The sequence below is a fragment of the Adlercreutzia muris genome (assembly GCF_041223505.1).
Taxonomy (GTDB): Bacteria; Actinomycetota; Coriobacteriia; order Coriobacteriales; family Eggerthellaceae; genus Adlercreutzia; species Adlercreutzia muris.
In genome coordinates, this window is record NZ_JBCLQK010000001.1 from 57088 (window position 1) to 78339 (window position 21252).

Consider the following 21252-nt stretch of genomic DNA (forward strand, 5'->3'; position numbering starts at 1 on the left):
CCACAACGGCAACGCAAGGGCAGCGGGCCCTCTTGATTGGCGCCCGCCCGACCAGGAAAGCCCGAAGCGCGACAACCTAGAGATAGATCATGGCCAGATAGGCGAACAGCTCCTTGTCGGTAGCGTTTTCCAGGGAAAGGACCTTGCGAGCGCGGTTGATGCGGTTGCGCATGGAGTTGGGGTGCTGGGCAAGGAGCACCGCCGCTGCGGTCACGTCTCCCCCGCACGTTACATAGACCCCCATGCTCTCGACGAGGTTTCCGCCCGTTTCCTCGTCAGAGGCCCGAAGGAGGCCCAAACCCGCTTCGCAGGCCCGCGCGAGCAATGGATCGCGCCGTCGGACTGCATGAAACGCATCGAATCCGGCGGTCTGCCAGAGCACGGGGGCGTCGATGCCCTCCCGAGCAGCTTCCAGACAGCCGAGCGCCTCGTGCAGAGCGACATCGGCCTCATCTGCCGGAAGCACCTCGGAGGCGCCTGTTGCCGTGTGCGAGCCGAACCCCGCCACGAGCGCCTCCAGCGACGCACGGCTCAGCCCCTCCTCGGGGCCCTCCCACGAGACGCAGGCGACGACACCGTCGCCGAAGCGGGCCGTGAAGCAGGGGGCAATCCGCGAGAGCTCGCACGCCACTTGATTCTTCAACGCCGCCAGCACAAGCGGGTCGCCCTCAGCCGCTGAGAACGCCGCCACCTGCACCCACGAGCCCCCAAGGCCCGTGACCTCTCCGAAACGCTGGCGCACATCGTCTCCCCTGCGGCGCTCCATGAGCGCGCGCAGGGCTTCTTCCACACGATCGGCGCGCGCATCCTCGGCGATGAGCGCGCGAGCCTCCGAGATAATCTGCTCGAGCAGGCCCGCGCCGTAGCGGATAAGGGGAACGGCACGCCGGCGGCACTCGACCAGCACCGCCTCGGAAGGTGCGTAGGGAAGCGAGCCCTTCACGAGCACGCAGGCGACGTCGCGGGAGGCGAGGGCTGCCACAGCCTCGTCCATGACCGCGTTATCGCCGCCGCAGAAGCTCAGCGACGCGAAAACGGCATCACCGGGATGAAACACATCGTAGGAGCCGGTGAGGGGCTCGTCATCCATGATGGCCACTTCGCGCACCAGCCGGCGGGAGGTGGCCCCGGCGCCGGACAGCACCTCGATGCCCGAGATGGACGCCAGGGCGCACAGATCACCGACGCAGATCATCGAAATCCCCTTCCATGACGAAGGGCCCGGGCAACGCCGCCTGGGCCCTTACCGCTTGCTTTTTCTAGGCTTGCCCTTCAGCCTGGGCCTCGCGCAGAGCGCGCACCATCTGGTCGGCGCAGGAGGTGGAGCGCCGCCCGCAGGTGTTGCCCTCCAAAAGCGCGGCCACGTCGTCTACCTTCATGCCGGCCACCAGCTTGGAGATGGCCTTCAGGTTGCCGTCGCAGCCACCGGTGAACTGGACGCTCTCCACCGTGTCGCCGTTCACTTCCACATCGATCTGGCGGGAGCACACGCCGCGGGGGGTATAGATGTGCATGGGGTTCCTTTCTCTCGTTTTCTCGCGAGAGATTGTAGCACGCACGCCCCCTACACAGCGGCTGCGCCCCGCTCGCCGGTGCGGATGCGCACGACCTCCTCGATGGGCGCCACGAAGATCTTGCCGTCGCCCACCTCCCCGGTGCGCGCGGCCGCCACGATAGTGTCCACGAGGCCGTCCACCTCCCCATCGTCCACGACGATCTCGAACTTCACCTTCGGCACCATGTTCAGCAGCACCTCGGTGCCGCGCACGTACTCGCTCCAGCCGTGCTGGGCGCCGCAGCCGTGCACCTGGGATATGGTCATGCCGCTCACGTCCGCCGCGAACAGCGCGTCCTTCAGGGCTTCCATCTTCTCGGGCCGCACGATGGCCGTCACTCGCTTCATAGGTCTCAGCTCCTTACTTGTTGCTTGCCGTGCTCTGCTCCGCTAGTCCAGGCCCAGATAGGCCGGGTAGGCCGATTCGCCGTGGACGGCCACGTCCAGGCCAGCCGCCTCGTCGGCGGCCGAGACGCGCAGGCTGCCGCCGAAGCAGGCCCGCACGATGAACCCGAGCACCACGTCGGCTGCCACCACGAACACCACCGTCACCACGATGCCGAGCACCTGGGCGCCCAGCAGCGACCAGTCGCCCGTGTACAGAAGACCGCCGGCATCGGTCCAGGACAGCTCCGGCACGCAGAACAGCCCCGTCAGAACGCCGCCGACAATGCCGCCGATGCAGTGGCAACCGAAGGCGTCCAGGGCGTCATCGTAGCCGATGCGGCGCTTGGCCCAGGCGATGGCCGCGTACACCACTGGGCTTGTCACCGCGCCCATGACAAGCGCCGCCCACGGCTCCACGAACCCGGCGGCCGGGGTGATGGCCACCAGACCCGCCACGAGTCCCGTGGCCGCACCCACCAGCGTGCACTTCCCCACGTGCAGCCGCTCGACAATAAGCCACGACAGCACGCCGGCCGCGCTGGCCGTCACCGTGTTCAGCAGCGCTAAGGCCGCCACCCCGTCGGCAGCGAACTCGCTGCCCGCGTTGAAGCCGAACCACCCGAACCACAGAAGCGCCGCGCCGAGCGCCACGAAGGGCACGTTGTGGGGCCGGTAGGACAGCACGGCGAAGCCCTTGCGCCGACCGAGCATGATGCAGAGCACGAGGCCCGTAAGTCCCGAGGAGATGTGCACCACGTCACCCCCGGCGAAGTCGAGCGCGCCGATCATCTCGCCGATGAGCGATCCTTCTCCGCCCCACACCATATGGGCGAGCGGCGCGTACACCGCAAGCACCCACACTGCCACGAAAGCGCACACCGCGCCGAACTTCATGCGCCCGGCCACTGAACCGGTGATGATGGCGCAGGTGATCATCGCGAAGGCCATCTGGAAGACGATATCGATAATGGCCGGGTAGCTTGCCGCCAGCTCCGGATCAGCGGCCAGCGCCCCCTGGCCTGAAAGTATCGCGAAGGCATCGGGCGTGCCCGCGGCCTCGGCCATCATGTCGTTCACCGCGCTCAAGCACCCCAGCTGGTCCAAGTCGCCGAAAACGGGGATGGTGCCGTCGCCGCCGTAGGCGAACGACCAGCCGCACGCAACCCATGCCACCCCCACGATGCCGAGCACCGCGAAGATCATGACCATGGTATTCACCACGTTCTTGCGCCGCGAGAGCCCTCCGTAGAAGAATGCGAGACCGGGCGTCATGAGCAGCACCAGCATGGTGCACACGAGCATGAAGCCGGTCGAGCCAGTATCGAGCATGGCAATCGACCTCCTTGCATCGGCGCGGGCCGGCCGCCCGCGCGCATCGGGAACGCCTTCGATTCTTCCACGGCAAAGGCGCACCCCCAAGGTCATCGATGATTGTTAACCCTCTCTCAAAGAAGCGTTAACGCAAGCGACCTTTCCTTGCCACGGAGCGGAAACAATTCGCGACACCGGCATCGAGGGCCCAGGAAATGTCTACAATGGGATCGATCGACGAGCACATTGCGCAATCCTGGACAAAAGTGCGTCGAGTGAGCTCCCGCAAGGAGAAAATGATCCCATTCGGGCTCAAATGACCCCGGGAAGGGCTCGAAAACCGCTTATTTCGACCCCGGGCGGCCAGCGGAACCTTCGAGACAGCGCACTCGAAGGCTTTTTGTCCAAAAAAGCGAGAAGTGCTCGCACCATTGGCGCCAATCGGAAAGGAAACCCCATGAGCGTGTCATTCCGCCAGGTCGAGCGCGACGAGGAAGTAGAGGCCCTCGCACATATGGCCCACCACATTTGGAACGAGTACTGGCCGGCGCTCATCGGCCAAGAGCAGACCGACTACATGGTCGAGAAGTTCCAGAGCCTGAACGCCTTCCGTGCCGACATTGCCGATAACGGCTACGAGTACTTCTTCATCATGGACCGCGAGAACGCCACCCCGCGCGAGCTCGACCAGGCCGTCCACGGTGCCGACATCCACGACGAGGGCAGGCCCGCGCCGGCCGGCGCCGATGATGCCGTGGAATCTGACCGCGATGGAGAGCTGGCCCACGACGCCGAGGACTTCGCACACGAGGCCGCCAAGCCGCGCATCATCGGCTACACGGGCGGACGCGTGGAGGCGGACACGAACCGTTTCTTCGTCTCGAAGGTATACCTCTTGAAGGAGCATCGCGGCCGCGGGCTTATCGCCAGCGTCGTGCGCTTCTACGAGCGCCTGTGCCGCGAGCGCGGGCTGGATGCGATGTACCTGACCGTGAACAAGGGAAACGAGATGGCCATCCGCGCCTACAAGAAGCACGGCTTCGAGATTATCGACGCCGTGGAAACCGATATCGGCGAGGGCTTCGTCATGAACGACTACATCATGGAGAAGAAGCTGAAGTAGCACCCACCGACCCCCGGAACATTCGAAGGCCCGCGACGACGCGGGCCTTTTTCGTGACAGGAATCCGATCCGCAGCCGCTACTTCAGCTTCGCGCGCACCGCGGCGGCGATACCCTCGGCGTCCAGGCCCAGATCGGCGAAGAGGCGGCCCACTGGGCCCTGGCCGACGAACTGGTCGGGAATGCCCAGGGTGATAGCCGGCACCTGCGCGCCCAGGCGGGCGAGCACCTCGAGCACGCCCTGGCCGGCGCCACCGGCGATGACGCCCTCCTCCACGGTGACCACAAGCCCCGTGGCAGCCGCGGCAGCGATGGCCTCCTCATCGAGCGGCTTCACCCAGCGCATGTCCACCACGCGGCACTCGATGCCCTCAGCGGCCAGGAGGTCGGCGGCAGCGCGGGCACATCCCACCATGCGCCCGAAGGCGAGCAGGGCCGCATCGCCCCCCTCGCGCACCACGCGGGCCTTCCCCACTTCCAGAAGCTCGGGCGCATCGGGCAGGCACGCCCCCTCGGCCTCGCCGCGCGGGTAGCGCAGCGTCACCGGGCCGGGCAGCGAGAGCGCCGTGTGCAGGGCGTGCACGAGCTCCGCCTCGTCGGAGGGGGCGAGCACGCACACGTTGGGCACCATGCGGGAGTACACCATGTCGAACACACCGTGGTGCGTGGGGCCGTCATCGCCCACCAAGCCCGCACGGTCGAAGGCGAGCACCACGTTCGCATCCGGCAGGGCGCAGTCGATGATAAGCTGGTCCACCGCCCGCTGCATAAAGGTGGAGTACAGGGCCACCACGGGCTTCTTGCCTCCCGAAGCAAGCCCGGCCGCCATGCCGATGGCCTGCTCCTCGGCAATGCCCACGTCCACGAAGCGCTCGGGGAACTCGGCAGCGAAATCCTTCAGCCCCGTGCCCCCGGTCATGGCCGCCGTAATGGCCACCACGCCCTTGTCGCGAGCGGCCTCATCGGCCAAGGCAGCGCCGAACACCTCGGTATAGCTGGGGGCCTTCGCGGGCTTCTTCACCGCCTTGCCCGTGGCGATGTCGTAAGGGCCCGTGCCGTGGAAGCGCTCCGGATCCTGCCGCGCCGGCTCGTAGCCCTCGCCCTTGCGGGTGACCACGTGCACGAGGGCCGGGCCGTCCATTTCCAGCACGAGGGACAAAATGTCGCGCAGCTCGGCGATGTTGTGACCGTCCACGGGATGGGTGCACACGATGCCGAGCGACTCGTAGATCATGGCGTGGGGAATCACCATCTGCTTGAGCGATTCCTTCATGTTCTTCCCGAAGCCGAGCAGGCCGCGAGCAGCGGGGCCGCCCTGCTCCATGGCCGCCTGCAGGCCCTCGCGGGCCTCGCGGTAGTGGCCGTTCGCCCGCAGGTTGCCCAGGTGCTTCATGAGCGCGCCCACGTTGCGCGAGATGGACATCTCGTTGTCGTTCAGGATGATGACCAGAGGCAGCTGCTCGTTGCCCATGTAGTTCAGCGCCTCGAAGGCCATGCCGCCTGCCAGCGACGCATCCCCGATGAGGGCCACTACCTTCTCGTCGGTGCCCTTCAGCTGGCGCGCCTTCGCCAGACCCGTCGCAATGGACAGCGAGTCGGAGGCGTGGCCGGAGTAGTGCACGTCGTAGGGACTCTCGTGGGGCTTGGTGAAGCCGGAGATGCCGCCGTAGGTGCGCAGGGTCTTGAACGCCTCCCGGCGCCCGGTGAGCAGCTTGTGGGCGTAGGCCTGGTGCCCCACGTCGAACACCACGCGGTCGCGCGGCATGTCGAGCAGGCTCTCCAGGGCCACGATGATGTCCACCGCACCGAGAGATGAGGCCACGTGCCCCCCGGTCACCGAGGTGGTGGCGACGATCTCCTGGCGAATCTCGCGGGCGAGGATGGCCAGCTCGTCGTTGTCGAGCACCTTCAGGTCGGCAGGAGAGCTGATAGCATCGAGTATGCGCGGCATGTCCATGAAACCCCCTTTATACGGCGGCACGCTCGCCCGCGGCGGTTTCGAAAGCAGGCCCGGAAACCTCGTCCGGCACCCCTTCAGCCGCCTCGCCCAAAGAGGCGTCCGCAGCATCGGTCGGCGCATCGGCAGAAGAGGCCACGGCGACGCCGGCGCGAGCGGAGGCGTCTTCGACGCCCTCGGCGGCCAGGTGCGCCTCGATGTCCTGCTCAGACAAATCGCAGGCAGACAGACCCAGCTTCACGGCCTCCTCGTAGAGCTTGAGGGCGTCATCGAGGGAGATGTCGTCGGCGGACACCTCGTCCACAATCTGGGTCAGGCGCTCGTGCACCCGACCGAAGTCCGACGGCTGCGCAGCATCCACGGAGCTACACCTCCCCCTGCACGCAGGCCGCAGCACCCGAAGCGCCCCGCACGACGTCGACTGCCGTGACGGTCTCGATCTCGTCGGCGATCGGCGGCGCGGGCGCAGCCGCCACCTCGCCGCCGGCCTCGGGAGCATCCTCGGCAACGGGGGCTTCGGCTGCGGCCGCGACTGCGGAATCATCGGCCGGCGCCTCCTCCGCCCCGGCCACCTCGCCGCCGGCCTCGGGGCCCTCGTCCATGGAGCGGGCGATGCGGCCGAGCACGCCGTTGACGAAGCGCGGAGAGTCCTCCTCCCCGCCAAAGTCCTTGGCCAGCTCAACGGCCTCGTTGATGGACACGGAAACCGGTACGTCATCGCAGTAGTACATCTCGTAAGTGGCCAGGCGCAGGATGGAGCGGTCCACGATGGGCATGCGGGACAGCGTCCAGTTCTCGGACGCCCCCTCGAGCCGCTCGTCGATCTCGGCCTGGCAGCCTTCGACACCGCGGATGAGGGCCAGGGCGTAATCGCTCAGGGAGCCCTCGCAGATACGGCCGAATTCCGTGGCCGCCTCCTCCTCGGTGGCCGGGGCCTGCTCGGTGGCCACCAGGCAGAGCCCCTCGTCCAGCAGCTTGGAGGGGGACTCCCCCTTCAGCTCGCTCGTATAGAGAACCTGCACCGCACAGGCGCGGTCGAGGGTTCTCTCGTGTTTTCTCGAAGCCATAGGAGCGCGCCGCCTAGGACTGGAACTGGATGCCGTCGATGTACACGTCCACCGCCGACACCTCCACGCCGGCCTGGGTGGCCAGCGATTCAGCGACAGCGGAGCGCAGGGCGGCTGCCAGCTCGGGCAGCACGTGTCCGTAGTACACCTCCACGTGCACGGCCACGTAGAGCTTGCCGTCCTCGGTCATCTTCGTTTCGATGCCGGAGGTGGAGGGCTTGCTCGCCAACATGGAGCGAATGCCGCTCGTGGCGAAGTTGCCGAGCGAGGCCACGCCGTCCACCTCGCTGGCGGCCACAGAGATAATGGTCTCCATGACGCCCGGGGCGATCGACAGTCCCTCAACGTTCATTTCATTGGTCATAGCACATCTCCCATCTGGGTTTCGATGAAGTCCGTGGTGGCGTCGCCGGCCAGGAACACCTCGTTGTCCAGCACACGCTGATGGAACGGGATGGTGGTGGCGATGCCCTCGATGACGAACTCGTCCAGGGCACGGCGGGCACGGGCCACGGCCTCTTCGCGGTCCTGCCCATGTACGATAACCTTTGCAACGAGGGAATCGTAGTGCGGAGAGATTTTAGAACCAGTTCGTAAATAGGTTTCCACGCGCACGCCGGGACCCGCCGGGGGCTCGAAGCGCGTGACGGTACCCGGGCAGGGGCGGAAGCCGTGGGCCGGGTCCTCGGCGTTGATGCGCAGCTCGATGGCGTGGCCGGCCGGGGCGAACGGCGCCCGGGGGGCGCAGCTCATGGGCTCGCCGGCGGCGATGCGCAGCTGCTCCTTGATGATGTCGGTGCCGGTGATCTCCTCGGTCACGGGGTGCTCCACCTGCACGCGGGTGTTCATCTCCATGAAGTAGAACTCGCCGCGCTCGTCGAGCAGGAACTCGATGGTGCCGGCATTCTTGTAGTCCACGGCGCGGACGGCCTTCAGGGCCGCCACGCCCATGGCCCGGCGCAGCTCGTCGGTGAGCGCCGGAGAGGGAGCCTCTTCCAAAAGCTTCTGATGACGGCGCTGGATGGAGCAATCGCGCTCGCACAGGGCCACGGCGTTGCCGTGGTCGTCGGCGAGCACCTGCACTTCCACGTGGCGGGGACGCAGCACGAGCTTCTCCAGGTACACGCCGTCGTTGCCGAAGGCGGCGCCTGCCTCGGTGCGGGCCGCCTTGTACTGGGCGGCCAGATCGGACGGGTCGTGCACCTCGCGCATGCCCTTGCCGCCGCCGCCGGCCGTGGCCTTGATGAGTACGGGGTATCCCACCTGCTCGGCGAAGGCAGCGGCCTCTTCCACCGTATCCAAACAACCGTCGGAACCGGGCACGGTAGGCACGCCGCAGCCCTTCATGGTCTCCCGCGCGCTGGACTTGTCGCCCATACGCTCGATGCACTCGGCCGCTGGGCCGATGAACACCAGGTCGTTGTCGGCGCAGGCACGGGCGAACTCGGCGTTCTCGGCCAGAAAGCCGTAGCCTGGGTGAATGGCCTGGGCACCGGTGTTCTTCGCCGCCGCGATGATGGAGGACATGACCAGGTAGCTCTTGGCCGACTGGGCGGGACCGATGCACACGGCCTCGTCGGCGTACTGCACCGGGTAGGTGCTCGCGTCCTCGGTGGAGTACACGGCCACGGTCTTCACGCCCAGCTCGCGGGCGGCGCGCATGATGCGCAGGGCCACTTCGCCGCGGTTCGCGACGAGAATTTTCTCGAACATAGCAGGGTCTCCTACACGCCCGGGGTGGGATCGTGGGGCTCCACGTAGAAGAGCACGGTGCCGTACTCCACGGGCGTGGCGTCGGACAGGCAGACCTCGCGCACAGTGCCCATCTCCTCGGCCGCGATCTCGTTCATGAGCTTCATGGCCTCGACAATGCACAACGTCTCGCCGGCAGCCACCTCATCGCCCACCTTCACGAAGGGCGGCTCACCGGGAGCCGGGGCCTCGTAGTAAGTACCCACCATGGGGGCGATGACCGGCTTCCAGGCGGCCGGTCGCGTGGGAACCTCCTCGGCCGGCGCCGGGGCCGCGGCCGCAGCAGGGGCCGCCTGGGCCACCGGGGCAGCCGGCGCGGAGGCCGCTACGGGCGCGCCCTGACCGGGCATGCGCACGACGATGCGAACGCCCTCCTCCTCGACGACGATCTCGCCGACGCCGCTCTCCTCGGCAACGCGAACCAACTCGCGAATCTGATTGATGTCCACGTAATCATCCTCCTTGGTGCCGCTGGACTCCTGCTCCAGCATGAAGTCGACCTTCTCGGATACTCGGTGCTTGGAAAGGTAGGTGCGGGCCTCGTTGGGGAACAGGGCGTACATGAGCACGTCCTCCTCGCTGTGGGCCAAGTCCCCGATCTCGTTGGCCACCTCGTCGTAGGTAGTGGTCACAAGCGTGCCGGGGGCGACGGCCGGATCCAAGATCTCGGTATCGCCGGCCACCTTTGTCACGATCTCCTTGTCCATGTGGCCCGGGGCCTTGCCGTAGTAGCCGCACACGTAGTCCTTCATCTCCTTGGAGATGACGCTCCAGCGCTTGCCGGTGAGCACGTTGAACACCGCTTGCGTGCCCACGATCTGTGACATGGGGGTCACGAGCGGCGGATACCCCACCTCGGCGCGCACCTTCGGAATCTCTGCCATGACCTCGGGCAGGCGGTCGACGGCCTTCTGCACCTCCAACTGGCTGATGAGGTTGCTCATCATGCCGCCGGGCACCTGGTGGGAGTACACCTGCATGTGGATGAGCGAGGACACGCCGCGCTTGTAGTGACCGCGCTTGCGCATCTCCTCCCAGTACTCGGAGATCTCGAAGAGCAGATCGAGGTCCAGATCGGTATCGTAGCGACTCTCCTTGAGAGCGGCCACGATCATCTCCACGGCCGGGTGCGAGTTGCCGAAGGCCAGCGGCGCATGGGCGGTGTCGGCCACGGCCACGCCGGCCTCGGCGGCCTTCAAAATATTGGCCGGGGCCATGCCGCCGACGTAGTGGCAGTGGATGTGCACCGGCAGGCCGATTTCCTCGTTGAAGGCTTTCACCATGCGCTCGGCGCGGTAGGGGGTGAGCATGCCGGCCATGTCCTTGATGGCGATGGTATCGGCGCCCAGGTCCTTCAGCTGCTGGCCGTACTCGAGGAACGAGTCCAGCGTGTGCACCGGCGAGATGGTGTAGGAGATGGCGCCCTCGAACAGGCCCCCGTGCTCCTTGATGGCCTCGGCGTTGTCCACCACGTTGCGAATGTCGTTCAGCGCATCGAACACGCGAAAGACCTCGATGCCGTTGCGATGGGCGGCCCCGATGAAGCGATTGACGATCTCGCGCGAGTAATGCTTGTAGCCCACCAGGTTCTGGCCGCGCGACAGCATAGCGAGGGGGGTGTTGGGCGTCTTGTCCTTGATGGCGCGCAGGCGCTCCCAAGGATTCTCGTCCAGAAAGCGCAGACAGGAATCGAATGTCGCCCCGCCCCACGCCTCGATGGCCCAATAGCCGACGCGGTCCATCTTCGGCAGGATCGGCAGCATGTCGCCGATCTGCATGCGGGTGGCCCACAGGCTCTGCTGACCGTCGCGAATGGTCGTATCCATGATCTGAAGCCGTGGCATGAACTCACACCTCCTTATAGTTAGTCAAAGATCAAGTGTTGCATTATAGGGGACACCCCGCATAGCCCACAGCGCGAGCACGTGATTTGCCGACAAGAAACATCAACGAAGCGGCAGGAGGACGCAAACGGCGAGGAAGGGCCGGGGGACGGGGCGCCGGGGGAAGCTGTGGGAGAACGAGGGGAGACGAGCGTACGGAAGCGGCAGGGAGACGAGGACAGAGGGGAAGGCGACAAGAGAGCACAGTGCAGCGGCAGAAGGGATGTAATATAGAGGGAAAGAATGAGAGGGAGAAGCGAGGGAAGCCGCGAAGGGGCACAGGCGGAGGGCTTGCCGAGAGGCGTAGGCGGGCCGGGAGCACAGGCGGCAGGGGCGCGGGCCGCCGCGCAAGGGCGCGGGGCCTTTCCAGCTCAAACCGGGGAAATGCGACAAACACCGCGATTGGGCGACATTTCTTCTCGAAAAGAGACCCGATCTGCGACAAATGTGTCGATTGAGCGACATATGACGCTCTGCGATGTCGCCCAATTAGCCGATTTGTCGCATTTCCCCGAGTTCGACGAAAAACAGCGAGATTACTGGATGGGACCCCGTGAGAAGAACGGGCTCTACGAGCGGCTCTTCTTGAAGAGAAAGGGGAAATGCTCGCGATGGTGCGCGCGCACCTGCTTGCGCAGCGTCAAATGCCGGGGCACGTGCTCGGCGCTCAGCTTGCGCTTCCTCGGCCCGACGCGACGGCCCACGCCCAGCAGCAGCGCCGTGCACTGGGTCACGTGGTGGAACTGAGAGCTCGTGATGACGGTCAGGTCGAAACCGTCGATGCGCAACGCATCGCGCTTGCGGGCATCGCGGGCCTGCTGCTGCGGGCTGGCGTGGGAGTCGCGTCCGTCGTATTCGACAGCCACCCGCGCCTCGGGCCACAGCCAATCGCACACAACGCGGCTCAGGCCCGTCGCCTCTTTCGCCCGGGCGGACAGCGTCACCGGCTCGTTCAGCTTCGGCGGCACAAGCCCCAACCCGCCCTGGGCCACAGAGGAGAAGGCCACGATGGACACCTCTGTCTCCATGATCGATCCTGATTTGGCAAGCACCCGCTTTGCGGCCGCACGGGCCGCCGTCACGCCCGTGAGCCCCGTCGCGCGGGCAGCGAATGCCGACAGGCGACGCGGGGCGGTCAGGGGCCGACGCACGAGGGCGCCCGCCCGATCGTCCCCGACCGGATAGCAGCCGCACAACTCGTAGCCGAGCGCGAGGAGGGCGCCCCGGGAAACGCTTGCGGCCATCTGGACGAAGACGAGCTCGGGAGAGCACACGAACACGCCCGGAGCCACTTTGAGAAATGATCCCCGCGGCAGGGCGCCCCCGAGCCGATGGCGGGTCACGGCGGTCGAGCCGCGCAAACCTCCGCGACTGGCCGTCACAACATGCACCGGATCGCCATCGGAACAGCATGCCGTGCGAAGCGCCACCGCCACGGCGCCAGTCGCCGGCATCGCGTCGCTCGCTGACGCCGCATCGGCAGCCGGCGCCCCCGGCGCGGCCACGCCCGGCGCAGTGGCGGCCGCTACCCCCAGTGAGCTCGCGCGCGACGTTGCAGCCTCCAGCACGACGGCCGCCGGCACCCTCGGGGCAACGGCGGCCGGCACGACGGAGGCCGCCGGATCAGCGCCCTTCTCGGCGGCGGACGCCGCAGAGGGATCCCCCGGGGCTGCCGCGCGCCGCAACGCCTCCCGAATCTCTCGATCGGTGCGGGCGGCTCGGAAAAGCACCTCCGATGCGGCGAAGAAGCGATCGGGGAACAGCGCAGCTTCGGCGGCGCCCATGCCGTGGAAGGCATGCAAGGGCACGGCAGCCGCGGCCGACCAGGCGCGCCAGAAGCGAAGCGCAGTGCTATGGGAGAGGTACAAACTCATAACGCGACACCTTACCCGCCAACTGGCTCCCGGCAACTGGAAAGATGCGCCTCGACGCAACCAACATCGATGATGGGGCAGGTCGGGTATCGGGCGCCCGCGGCCGGCCCGTCCCTCCTTCCCCTCCCCTGCCCAGCTGCCTTTTACCCTGAACTCATCAGGCTAAACGCAAAGTTTACCCCGCTGGGGTAATAGCTTTCCACCCCTTTGGGGCGCACACTGGCCCCATCGTTTCTATACAAGACGAGGAAGGGAGGAAACGATCATGAGCATCGACGAGGAAAAGGCCGCAACCGCGGCTGGACCGCAGGAGGGGGCGCCCGGCGGCCCCAGAGCTCCAGCGGCGGATGCCCCGGCTCTGGGCATCGCATCCGGCGCCGCATCGCCCAACGGCGCACTCGGCGCCGCCAAGAAGCCGCGGCGTCGCGGGTGGATCGTCGCCGGCGTGGTGGCGGCCGTCATCGTGGTGGCCGGCGCGGGCTTCTGGATCTGGCACGAGCAGCCGAGCTTCTGCAACGCCATCTGCCACAACCCCATGGACTACTACGTGGAGACCTACGACGACGATAACCCGCAGCTCGGCGTGACGGCCCACGCGAAGGCCGGCGAGGCGTGCCTGGACTGCCACACCGCCGAACTGACCACCCAGGTGGCCGAAGTGTGCGCCTGGGTGTCGGACACCTACCCCATGACCGAGGACGGCACCATGCTCGCCACCGGCAAGCAGTTCGCAAGCGAGGAGTTCTGCGCACGGGCCGAGTGCCACCACGCCGCGGGCACCTCCTTCGACGAGATCACCGCGAACCTGTGGGACTTTGCCGGCAACGACGAGAAGTACAACCCCCACGCGAGCCACCAGGACATGGCGCTGGAGTGCGGCGACTGCCACAAGATCCATGAGAACCAGGTGCTCGTGCGCAACGAGTGCCACGATCTGACCCTGCCCGAAGGATGGGAGGCCCCCCATGCAGAGTAATGTCTCACGCCGCAGCTTCTTCAAGGGCGCGGGCCTGGCCGCCTTGGGTGGCCTTTCCGCCGCCGCGCTGTCCGGGTGCGGTCACGGGTACGCGGCCGAGGAACCCGCGAACCTGAGCACGGGCGACTTCGGCGGCCCCTCCTGGCTCGGCGCGCCGCCCGTCATCGAAGAGTCCGAGATCGCCGAAACCATCGACACCGAGGTGCTCGTGGTGGGTATCGGCACCGGCTGCATCCCGGCCATGATCTCGGCCGCCGAGAACGGAGCGCGCGTGCTCGGCATCGACCGCCAGGGCAGCCCGCACAACGTCCGCGAGGACATCGGCGCCATCGACTCGCGCCTGCAGCAGGCGTCCTTCGACAAGTTCCCCCAGTTCCGCATCGACAAGATGGAGGCCATGGAGGAGATCGTCCGCTACGCCAACGGATTCGTCGACTACGATCTGGTGAAGCTGTGGGCCAACGAGTCGGGCGCCATGGTGAACTGGCTCACCGACATCGTAGAGCGCGACGGCAAGATGGTCATGGAGTTCGAAGGCGGCGTGGGCAACATCGACGACCCGGGCCGCAACAAGGCCTTCGCCACCGGCCACAGCCCCCAGAAGACCGATGCTGTGGGCGAGGACGAGGAGTGGGGCTTCGCGGAGTCTATCCTGGCCTACGCCGCCGAGCAGGGCGCCGAGGTGCGCTGGTACACCGAGTTCGTCAAGTGCGAGACCGACGAGGGCGGGCCTCGCTAAGGAAACGCGTTCGCGCAGACAACGAGGCCCTCCACGAGCTCGACGCATGCCGCAGATTCAGCAGGCTTGGCAGGTCCCGTAGGTTCGGTAGGTTCGGTAGGTTCGGTAGGTCCCGCAGGCCCCGTAGGTTCGACAGGTTCGACAGGTTCGGTAGGTTCAGTGGGTTCGGTAGGTTCAGTGGGCTCGGTAGGCTCGGTAGGCTCGGCAGGTTCAGCGCCCCCCATGCGCCCCACGGACTCTCCGCGCTTTGCGCGCTTCCCCGCTTCCCAAGCTTTTGCCCTGAAATGCGACAAATCGCATGATCGGGCGACATCCATTGCCGCAATATGTCGCCCGATCGACAGATTTGTCGCATTCCAGGGTCTTTCCCCGCGGGAAATGTCGCCCGATCGCATCATTTGTCGCAGAAATGTCCGATTGGCGCGAAGAGGGTCCTACTGTAGCCGCAATTGGCCCGTCCAAGCATCCGCGGCGGCGACTCTTCGGCCAAAGCGCCGAACCGCCACAGCGGACCGCCGCCCGAATTATGAACAATTTACTTGCCTTTGGGCCATTGCGCCCTCCGAGCGCCGCCGCCCGATAGAATACAGGGAAGCAAACACAACTTTGGAGGCACCATGGCCATTCGCATCATCGTGGACTCGTCGGCGGACATGGAAGAGGACTACGCCTGCGCCCACGGCATCACCATCATCCCCATGACCATCACTTTCGGCGACGAGGAGTTCGCCGAGGGGGTCGACATCAGCCGCACCGAGTTCTTCGAGCGCCTCGTCGAGAGCGACGAGCTGCCGCGCACGAGCCAGATTCCCCCCATGGTGTTCCAGGATCTGTTCCAGGAGGCCGTGGCCGCCGGCGACACCGTGGTGTGCATCACGCTGTCGAGCCACATCTCGGGCACCTACCAGAGCGCCTGCATCGCCGCAGCCCCCTTCAAGGAATCCGTCTTCGTGGTGGATTCCGAGAACGCCACCGTCGGCGAGCGCATCTTGGCCGAGCGCGCCTGGGCCCTGCGCGACGAGGGGCTTTCCGCCGCCGACATTGCCTACTGCCTCGATCAGGAGAAGAAGGACATCCGCCTCGTGGCGGCCTTAGACGGCCTGGAGTACCTGCGCCGCGGCGGGCGCATCTCCGGCGCGGCGGCGGCCATCGGCGGCCTTTTGTCCATCAAGCCCGTGGTGGGCGTCGTGGACGGCAAAGTGGTCGTTCTGGGGAAGGCCCGCGGCTCGAAGGCATCGCGCTCCATGGTGTTCGAGGAAATCGAGAAGGCCGGCGGCATCGATTTCACGCGCCCGGTGTGGGTGGCCTACTCCGGCCTGTCCGACAAGATCGGCCGCAAGTACATCGCCGACTCGCTCGCCATTGCCGCCGATACGGGCATCATCGAGAGCCCCGATGCCGTTGATCTGCCGCTCACCCTGGTCGGCGCCGTCATCGGCACCCACGTCGGCCCCGACGGCGTCGCCTTCGCCTTCTTCGCCCGGGACTAGCCAGTCGCAGCTCTCCTCCTGGCGGGAGAGCGTCAGTAGGCGTCGATGAGCTCTTGGATCTCCTTGCGGCTGTGCACGCCGAGCTTGGTGTAAATGTGCTTGATGTGGCTGCGCACGGTGTTCTCTGTCACGTACATCGTCTCGGCGATGTAGGCCTTGGTGCGGCCCTTGCAGAACAGCTGCATGACCTCCACCTCGCGCGCGGTAAGCCCCGCGCGGGCGCCCACCGCCGCGCACCGGCTCTCGATGTCGTCGAAGTCGCTCGGCGCAACACGCTCCCGCTCGGCCAGATCGCCGAAGATATGGGCGATGTTCTGGTCTCTCGACTGCAGGCACAGCGCCATGGTCAGAGTCACCACGTACAGAAGCACCGCCACATAGCTTGCGCCCAAACCATGCCGGAAGAACTCGGCAGCAAGCAGCGAGCCGCCGTAGAACGGCAGTACATAGCAGCTCCAGCCGATACCGAAGACGAGGAAGGGCGAAAAGCTGCTGTGCCGGGCCACATCGGCCAAGGTGAGCCAGAGGAACAGCACGATGAAGTTCAGGGAGACGCCCGAGAAGAGAGCCTGCATGCCGGCATCGGGCGCGATCAGCTCGCAGAGCAGGTCGGTGGCCAGCACGAAGAGCACGATCTTCCACAGCTGGGGGAAGTCGAAAGGCCGTGCGAGCGCGAAGACGAACAGCAGAATGCCCAGGCACAGCAGGGCGTCGAGCGCGCGGGCCGCGGCGAACAGCCCCACGCCCCCGAGGGTATCGGAGGCCGGCTGGAAGGAGAGCATGGAGGCGTTCGCCAAGCTGAAGACGACGAACACCGCCGCCGCCTTCCAGAGCGCGCCGACGTTATCCCGGGTGAAGCGGGGCGCGGCTGCCAGGACGCCGAACGCCGCCTCGGCAGCGGACGGGCAGGCGTCGCCCCCGTCGGTCGCAGGGGCACCGTCGCCTTCGCCGCCCTCTGCGGTCAGGCGCAGGGCGCGGCGGCAGAGCACGATCGAGAGCGCCGGCAGCAGCGCGGCCAGGATACCCGCCGCCAGCGGGGACAGCGTGAACACCGCGAGCTTCAGCGCCGCCGCGGCGATGCCCGCTGTGAACAGATAAGCCACGGCCTGGCGGATGGAAAGACGGCCGTAGAACTGCCCCCAGCGTAGATAGGCCCATCCATAACCCACCACCGCCACGACCTTTGCCGCCGTGGCCGCCGAAGGTGCCGCGACCCCCACGGCGGCGAGGGCAACCACCAGCGTGGCAGCCGTCGACACCACACCCGCAACCGCATCCACGCCGCGAAGGCAGCCAGCCGAGGGACGTCCGAGCAGGACGAGCCCGACCGCGACGAGCATGGCAAGCCCCGTGACGAGGTACATGCTCTGCCACGGGAGGCTGCCGACGTCCATGGCGGCGGTGTTCAGCCAGAAGACCCAGACGTGCTGGGTCCAGATGCCCGTCAGCGCGAGCGCCGATACGATGCCGGCGCCCGCAAGTTCGAATTGTCTGCGATAGGTTTCCATGGCATGCATTATAGGGAGTTTGCCGCCCCATCTGGGGAAGAACTTTCCGATATCCCGACCGCATCGCCTCTCACCTGGGGTTTCGCGAAGATCACCCGCAACGGGTAGTGCCCTCCCCCGCAACAGGGCATGACGGAAGAGGGGGCGCGGCCGTATCGTTCGAGCCACGGAGAAAGCAACGCCGGGCACCTGCTCGGCATCCGAATGAGAAGGAGAGCCCCATGCAAGATCTGAACCTCACCCCCACCCGCCGTTCCTTTATCAAGTCAGCCGGCATCGCCCTTGTGGGTGCCGCCGCCCTTGGTGCCGCTGGATGTGCTCCCAAGGCCAAGGGCGAGACCGGCCTTTCCGCCGCGGGCAACGATGCCGCCCAGGCCATCGCCGACATCTCATGGGACGGCGAGTACGACGTAATCGTCGTGGGCGGTGGCATCGCCGGCCTGTCGACGGCGGCCACGGTCGCGCTCGAAGGCGACGGCAAGAGCTGCCTGCTTCTGGAGAAGTCGGCGAACTGCAGCGGCAACAGCTTCGCGTCGTCGGGCTTCTGCATGCACGCTGAGGATGCCGATGCCATCTACGAGACCTACATCAGCGGCCTGTGCGGCGACACGAACTGCACTCCCGAGGATGTGCTGCGCGCCTATGCCCAGGGTATTACCGAGAACGTGCAGTGGGTGAAAGACCTGGGCGGCGAACCCTACATGAGCGTGAAGCCCCTCGGCTGGGCAAGCGAGGAGATGCGCAATACCCAGATTCCCGAGTATCCCGAGATTCCCGGAGCAGAGCTCCAGGGCGCGTTCATGTTCGACGGGGGCGAAGCCGGCGACGGCCCCACCCATATCGCCGTGTTCCTGCAGAACTACGTGCGCGACCACGCCGATATCATCGATTACAAGCTGAGCACCCCCATGACCGCGCTCGTGCAGGATCCGGCCACGGGCACCATTTTAGGCGTCGTGGCCGATGACGGCGGCAACAAGTACTACCGAGCCCGAGGCGGCGTGGTCATGTGCACCGGCGGCTTCGAGAACGATGCCGAATACCTGGAGCAGTACATGGGTATGCAGGGCGTCACACCCGCCGCGGCCCTGGAGAACACCGCCGACGGACATCGCGCCTGCCAGAAGGCCGGAGCGGCCCTATGGCACATGCACGGGGGCGCCTGTTTCTGGCTGGCTCCGCGCAACCTGGACAACACCCAGTTCACCCAGACCCAGCAGACGGGCCTCACCAAGGAGTTCGGCATCACCGTTGGCGTGAACGGGCGCCGCTTCTACAACGACTGGGATGCCTGCGCCGCCGGCGACGTGCAACCTATCGGCAGCAACCTGACCACGAACGTGGGCTACCGCCACGGCCAGACCCAGTGGGGCGGCCGCTGGATCCACCTGCAGCTGCCGCCGAAGGCCTGGTTCGTCTTCGACGCGAACGGCCTGGCCGCCGGCGCGCTGCCCGAGGGGCTGACCGACGATCCGGTCGCCGACGGCTGGGCGCACTCTGCCGCCACCATCGAGGAGCTGGCCGCCCAGATCGAGGTGCCCGCCGACGAGCTGTCGAAAACAGTGGCCCAGTGGAACGAGTTCTGCGAGCGCGGCGAGGACATGGCCTTCTACCGCCCGAGCAACCACATGACCCCCGTGGCAAGCGGCCCGTTCTACGCCATGCTGTGCACGCCCACCCTGCTGAACACCGACGGCGGCCCGGTGCACGATGCCGAGTCGCGCATCCTCGACCCCTACGGCGATCCCATCCCCAACCTGTACTCCGCCGGCGAGTTCGGCAGCATCTGGGGCGCCATGTACCAGGGCACGGGCAACATCGGCGAGTGCTGCGTCTTCGGCCGCATCGCCGCCCGCAACGCCATGGCCAGCGCCTAGCCTTTTGCCCTCCCCTTCTTGAAAGCAGCCCCTCCGCCCGAGGGGCTGCTTTCGGTTGCGCCCCTTCCCCGGGAATAGAAGAAGCCTCCCGGAGGAGGCTTCTCGACCTGTGAGGTTTTCCCGCTTGATTAGACGCGCTTGATGACGCGGCCGTCGCGGGTGTCGATCTGCAGCACGTCGCCGATCTCGATGAAGGTGGGCACCTGCACCTCTTTGCCCGTCTCCAGGGTAGCCGGCTTCAGCGTGTTGGTGGCGGTATCGCCCTTGAAGCCCGGCTCGGTGTGGGTCACTTCCAACTCCACGAACATCTGGGGCTCCAGGCTGATGAGCTCGTCGCCGGCGTACAGCAGCGTGGCCTCGTCGTTCTCCTTCAGCCAATCGGAGGCGGCGCCCACCATATCGGCGGCGATGGGCATCTGCTCGAAGGTGTCGTTGTCCATGAACCAGTAGTCGGCGCCGTCGTTGTACAGGTACTGCATCTTCTTGGACTCCAGGCGCACGGAATCGAACTTGGTGCCGGCGTTGAAGGTGTAGTCCACCACGCGGCCGGTCTTGATGTCCTTGAGCTTGGTGCGCACAAACGCGCCGCCCTTGCCCGGCTTCACGTGCTGGAACTCGACGATGGTGCACATCTTGCCGTTGTTGATGATGCACATGCCGTTCTTGAAATCGGCGGTAGAAATGCTTGCCACGGATGCTTCCTTTCATGCTCACGCGCCGCGGAAACCCTTACGCTCGCACGTCGCGCCTGATTCAAACCGTTACATTATAGCCATCTTGCGGGCATTCCGCAAAGAAAATATGGTCTTAGCTCTGCTCCACCAGGGACGCCGCCGCCTCGTCGGCGCGCGAGCCAGATCCGGCTCGCCACCGGCGCGCTCCCTGGCGCACACGGCCGTAGAGAGCCATGTAGCCGTTCACCACCACCCCGGTCAGCGCCGCGCAGACCACGGTGCCCTCCCGCACGCCGGCGAGGTGTCCCACGAAGACCAGGGCGCACAGCACTGCCAAGGCCGCGCAGGCCAGGTCGAAGCCCACCTTCACCGTGCCGAAGCGGGCGCCGGTCTTGCGCACCACGGCCTGCACCACAGCCTCGCCGCAGTTCATGACCGTGCCCGAGACCACCGTCATCACGATGCCCGCAGCGAGCACGGCCATGCCGACGACCAGCCACAGCCACGAGGCGAGGTAGGTGGTCGGTGCGGCTGCACCCAGCAGCGCCATGAACCAGTCGATGCACAGCCCGAAGAACACCGAGATGGGGATCTGCCACAGATCCACCAGCCGAAATTCCCGGCGAAGAAGGGCCACCTGCACGAGCACGAGGAAGCACTGCCAGCCCAGCATGAACGTGCCGAAGCTCACGGCGGGAAAGCCGAGAGCGAGCACGTTGGGCGTGGCGGAGATGGGCGAGTTGCCCAGATCGGCCTTCACGACCACATCGATGCCAAGGGCCATAACCGCGATGCCCGCCAGCATGAGGGCGATGCGGCCGGTCATGAACAGCGCCGGGCGCAGATTGGAGCGCCGAGAGCCGCCGCCGTGCGCACTGGCACAGCCCGGAGTCGAATGCTTCGGGGCCGGACCGGCCGGCCGAGGGCTTTGCGAGCCGATCGGCTCCCCGGAGCCCGATGGGGCCGACGAGGCATCGGGGCGCCCGGAAGCCGTGAGGGCAGCCCGGGGCGAGGGTCTGTCAGACGGATCGGTCGCGCAACCGGAGCGCTCGCGTCCCATGGATTTCCCCTTGGTCCGAA

The 21252-nt window shown here is 66.5% G+C and carries 19 protein-coding genes; 5 read left to right on the forward strand and 14 right to left on the reverse strand.

The window, feature by feature from the left end:
- Window positions 1–76: 76 nt before the first annotated feature.
- The 4 genes from AAK988_RS00205 to AAK988_RS00220 form a co-directional block, all read right to left on the reverse strand.
- Complete coding sequence (locus AAK988_RS00205; protein WP_369880248.1) at window positions 77–1195, reverse strand: PucR family transcriptional regulator; 1119 nt, start codon at window positions 1193–1195, stop codon at window positions 77–79.
- A gap of 64 nt (window positions 1196–1259) precedes the next feature.
- Window positions 1260–1514 carry a TIGR03905 family TSCPD domain-containing protein gene (locus tag AAK988_RS00210; protein WP_369880249.1) on the reverse strand — a complete coding sequence of 85 codons (255 nt, stop codon included), beginning with the start codon at window positions 1512–1514 and terminating at the stop codon, window positions 1260–1262.
- A 50-nt stretch (window positions 1515–1564) separates the two neighbouring features.
- Complete coding sequence (locus tag AAK988_RS00215; RefSeq protein WP_136433641.1) at window positions 1565–1903, reverse strand: P-II family nitrogen regulator; 339 nt, start codon at window positions 1901–1903, stop codon at window positions 1565–1567.
- 42 nt (window positions 1904–1945) lie between these two features.
- The gene (locus tag AAK988_RS00220) at window positions 1946–3271 is read right to left on the reverse strand and encodes an ammonium transporter (protein WP_369880250.1); all 1326 of its coding nucleotides are present in this window, start codon (window positions 3269–3271) and stop codon (window positions 1946–1948) included.
- 439 nt (window positions 3272–3710) lie between these two features.
- Here AAK988_RS00220 and AAK988_RS00225 point away from each other — a divergent pair, with 439 nt between their 5' ends.
- Window positions 3711–4376, forward strand: coding sequence for a GNAT family N-acetyltransferase (locus tag AAK988_RS00225; RefSeq protein WP_240806259.1), 666 nt, complete (start codon window positions 3711–3713; stop codon window positions 4374–4376).
- 78 nt (window positions 4377–4454) lie between these two features.
- Here the strand turns inward: AAK988_RS00225 and dxs are convergent, their stop codons facing one another.
- The 7 genes from dxs to AAK988_RS00260 all read right to left on the reverse strand — a co-directional run bounded on the left by dxs (window position 4455) and on the right by AAK988_RS00260 (window position 12908).
- Window positions 4455–6332 (reverse strand): 1-deoxy-D-xylulose-5-phosphate synthase, encoded by a 1878-nt coding sequence (dxs, locus tag AAK988_RS00230; protein ID WP_369880251.1) that lies wholly within the window; start codon window positions 6330–6332, stop codon window positions 4455–4457.
- A gap of 10 nt (window positions 6333–6342) precedes the next feature.
- Window positions 6343–6693, reverse strand: a complete 351-nt coding sequence (locus tag AAK988_RS00235; RefSeq protein WP_369880253.1) for an exodeoxyribonuclease VII small subunit — start codon at window positions 6691–6693, stop codon at window positions 6343–6345.
- A gap of 4 nt (window positions 6694–6697) precedes the next feature.
- A complete protein-coding gene (gene nusB / locus AAK988_RS00240) occupies window positions 6698–7399 on the reverse strand; it encodes a transcription antitermination factor NusB (protein ID WP_369880254.1) in 702 nt (233 codons plus the stop codon).
- A 13-nt stretch (window positions 7400–7412) separates the two neighbouring features.
- Window positions 7413–7763 (reverse strand): Asp23/Gls24 family envelope stress response protein, encoded by a 351-nt coding sequence (locus AAK988_RS00245; protein ID WP_151430526.1) that lies wholly within the window; start codon window positions 7761–7763, stop codon window positions 7413–7415.
- Window positions 7760–9112, reverse strand: a complete 1353-nt coding sequence (gene accC / locus AAK988_RS00250) for an acetyl-CoA carboxylase biotin carboxylase subunit (RefSeq protein WP_242370251.1) — start codon at window positions 9110–9112, stop codon at window positions 7760–7762. Before accC ends, AAK988_RS00245 begins: the two co-directional genes overlap by 4 nt.
- 11 nt (window positions 9113–9123) lie before the next feature.
- Entirely contained in the window at window positions 9124–10995 is a 1872-nt protein-coding gene (accB, locus tag AAK988_RS00255; RefSeq protein WP_369880255.1) for an acetyl-CoA carboxylase biotin carboxyl carrier protein, read from the reverse strand.
- A gap of 608 nt (window positions 10996–11603) precedes the next feature.
- Window positions 11604–12908, reverse strand: coding sequence for a putative endonuclease domain-containing protein (locus tag AAK988_RS00260; protein WP_369873373.1), 1305 nt, complete (start codon window positions 12906–12908; stop codon window positions 11604–11606).
- A 265-nt stretch (window positions 12909–13173) separates the two neighbouring features.
- On the opposite strand from AAK988_RS00260, the gene AAK988_RS00265 reads away from it, so the two are divergent.
- The 3 genes from AAK988_RS00265 to AAK988_RS00275 all read left to right on the forward strand — a co-directional run bounded on the left by AAK988_RS00265 (window position 13174) and on the right by AAK988_RS00275 (window position 16113).
- Entirely contained in the window at window positions 13174–13884 is a 711-nt protein-coding gene (locus AAK988_RS00265; RefSeq protein ID WP_369873372.1) for a cytochrome c3 family protein, read from the forward strand.
- On the forward strand, window positions 13874–14623 hold the full coding sequence (locus tag AAK988_RS00270) for a hypothetical protein (RefSeq protein WP_369873371.1): 750 nt from the start codon (window positions 13874–13876) through the stop codon (window positions 14621–14623). Before AAK988_RS00265 ends, AAK988_RS00270 begins: the two co-directional genes overlap by 11 nt.
- A gap of 617 nt (window positions 14624–15240) precedes the next feature.
- Window positions 15241–16113, forward strand: a complete 873-nt coding sequence (locus tag AAK988_RS00275; protein ID WP_369873370.1) for a DegV family protein — start codon at window positions 15241–15243, stop codon at window positions 16111–16113.
- Between the two features lie 32 nt (window positions 16114–16145).
- Here AAK988_RS00275 and AAK988_RS00280 read toward each other — a convergent pair whose 3' ends face one another.
- Complete coding sequence (locus tag AAK988_RS00280; RefSeq protein ID WP_369873369.1) at window positions 16146–17621, reverse strand: helix-turn-helix transcriptional regulator; 1476 nt, start codon at window positions 17619–17621, stop codon at window positions 16146–16148.
- Window positions 17622–17842: 221 nt separating this feature from the next.
- On the opposite strand from AAK988_RS00280, the gene AAK988_RS00285 reads away from it, so the two are divergent.
- Window positions 17843–19498 (forward strand): FAD-dependent oxidoreductase, encoded by a 1656-nt coding sequence (locus AAK988_RS00285; RefSeq protein ID WP_369873368.1) that lies wholly within the window; start codon window positions 17843–17845, stop codon window positions 19496–19498.
- Between the two features lie 128 nt (window positions 19499–19626).
- On the opposite strand, the gene efp is transcribed toward AAK988_RS00285, so the two are convergent.
- Window positions 19627–20190, reverse strand: coding sequence for an elongation factor P (gene efp, locus AAK988_RS00290; RefSeq protein WP_016308328.1), 564 nt, complete (start codon window positions 20188–20190; stop codon window positions 19627–19629).
- Between the two features lie 115 nt (window positions 20191–20305).
- Window positions 20306–21232 (reverse strand): YczE/YyaS/YitT family protein, encoded by a 927-nt coding sequence (locus tag AAK988_RS00295; protein WP_369873367.1) that lies wholly within the window; start codon window positions 21230–21232, stop codon window positions 20306–20308.
- Between the last annotated feature and the right edge of the window lie 20 nt (window positions 21233–21252).

Excerpts from the sequence above, each read along its gene's own strand:
- AAK988_RS00205 (WP_369880248.1), bottom strand. The coding sequence starts at position 1,195 with ATGATCTGCGTCGGTGATCTGTGCGCCCTGGCGTCCATCTCGGGCATC.
- AAK988_RS00210 (WP_369880249.1), bottom strand. The coding sequence starts at position 1,514 with ATGCACATCTATACCCCCCGCGGCGTGTGCTCCCGCCAGATCGATGTG.
- AAK988_RS00215 (WP_136433641.1), bottom strand. The coding sequence starts at position 1,903 with ATGAAGCGAGTGACGGCCATCGTGCGGCCCGAGAAGATGGAAGCCCTG.
- AAK988_RS00220 (WP_369880250.1), bottom strand. The coding sequence starts at position 3,271 with ATGCTCGATACTGGCTCGACCGGCTTCATGCTCGTGTGCACCATGCTG.
- AAK988_RS00225 (WP_240806259.1), top strand. The coding sequence starts at position 3,711 with ATGAGCGTGTCATTCCGCCAGGTCGAGCGCGACGAGGAAGTAGAGGCC.
- dxs (WP_369880251.1), bottom strand. The coding sequence starts at position 6,332 with ATGGACATGCCGCGCATACTCGATGCTATCAGCTCTCCTGCCGACCTG.
- nusB (WP_369880254.1), bottom strand. The coding sequence starts at position 7,399 with ATGGCTTCGAGAAAACACGAGAGAACCCTCGACCGCGCCTGTGCGGTG.
- AAK988_RS00245 (WP_151430526.1), bottom strand. The coding sequence starts at position 7,763 with ATGACCAATGAAATGAACGTTGAGGGACTGTCGATCGCCCCGGGCGTC.
- accC (WP_242370251.1), bottom strand. The coding sequence starts at position 9,112 with ATGTTCGAGAAAATTCTCGTCGCGAACCGCGGCGAAGTGGCCCTGCGC.
- accB (WP_369880255.1), bottom strand. The coding sequence starts at position 10,995 with ATGCCACGGCTTCAGATCATGGATACGACCATTCGCGACGGTCAGCAG.
- AAK988_RS00260 (WP_369873373.1), bottom strand. The coding sequence starts at position 12,908 with ATGAGTTTGTACCTCTCCCATAGCACTGCGCTTCGCTTCTGGCGCGCC.
- AAK988_RS00265 (WP_369873372.1), top strand. The coding sequence starts at position 13,174 with ATGAGCATCGACGAGGAAAAGGCCGCAACCGCGGCTGGACCGCAGGAG.
- AAK988_RS00270 (WP_369873371.1), top strand. The coding sequence starts at position 13,874 with ATGCAGAGTAATGTCTCACGCCGCAGCTTCTTCAAGGGCGCGGGCCTG.
- AAK988_RS00275 (WP_369873370.1), top strand. The coding sequence starts at position 15,241 with ATGGCCATTCGCATCATCGTGGACTCGTCGGCGGACATGGAAGAGGAC.
- AAK988_RS00280 (WP_369873369.1), bottom strand. The coding sequence starts at position 17,621 with ATGGAAACCTATCGCAGACAATTCGAACTTGCGGGCGCCGGCATCGTA.
- AAK988_RS00285 (WP_369873368.1), top strand. The coding sequence starts at position 17,843 with ATGCAAGATCTGAACCTCACCCCCACCCGCCGTTCCTTTATCAAGTCA.
- AAK988_RS00295 (WP_369873367.1), bottom strand. The coding sequence starts at position 21,232 with ATGGGACGCGAGCGCTCCGGTTGCGCGACCGATCCGTCTGACAGACCC.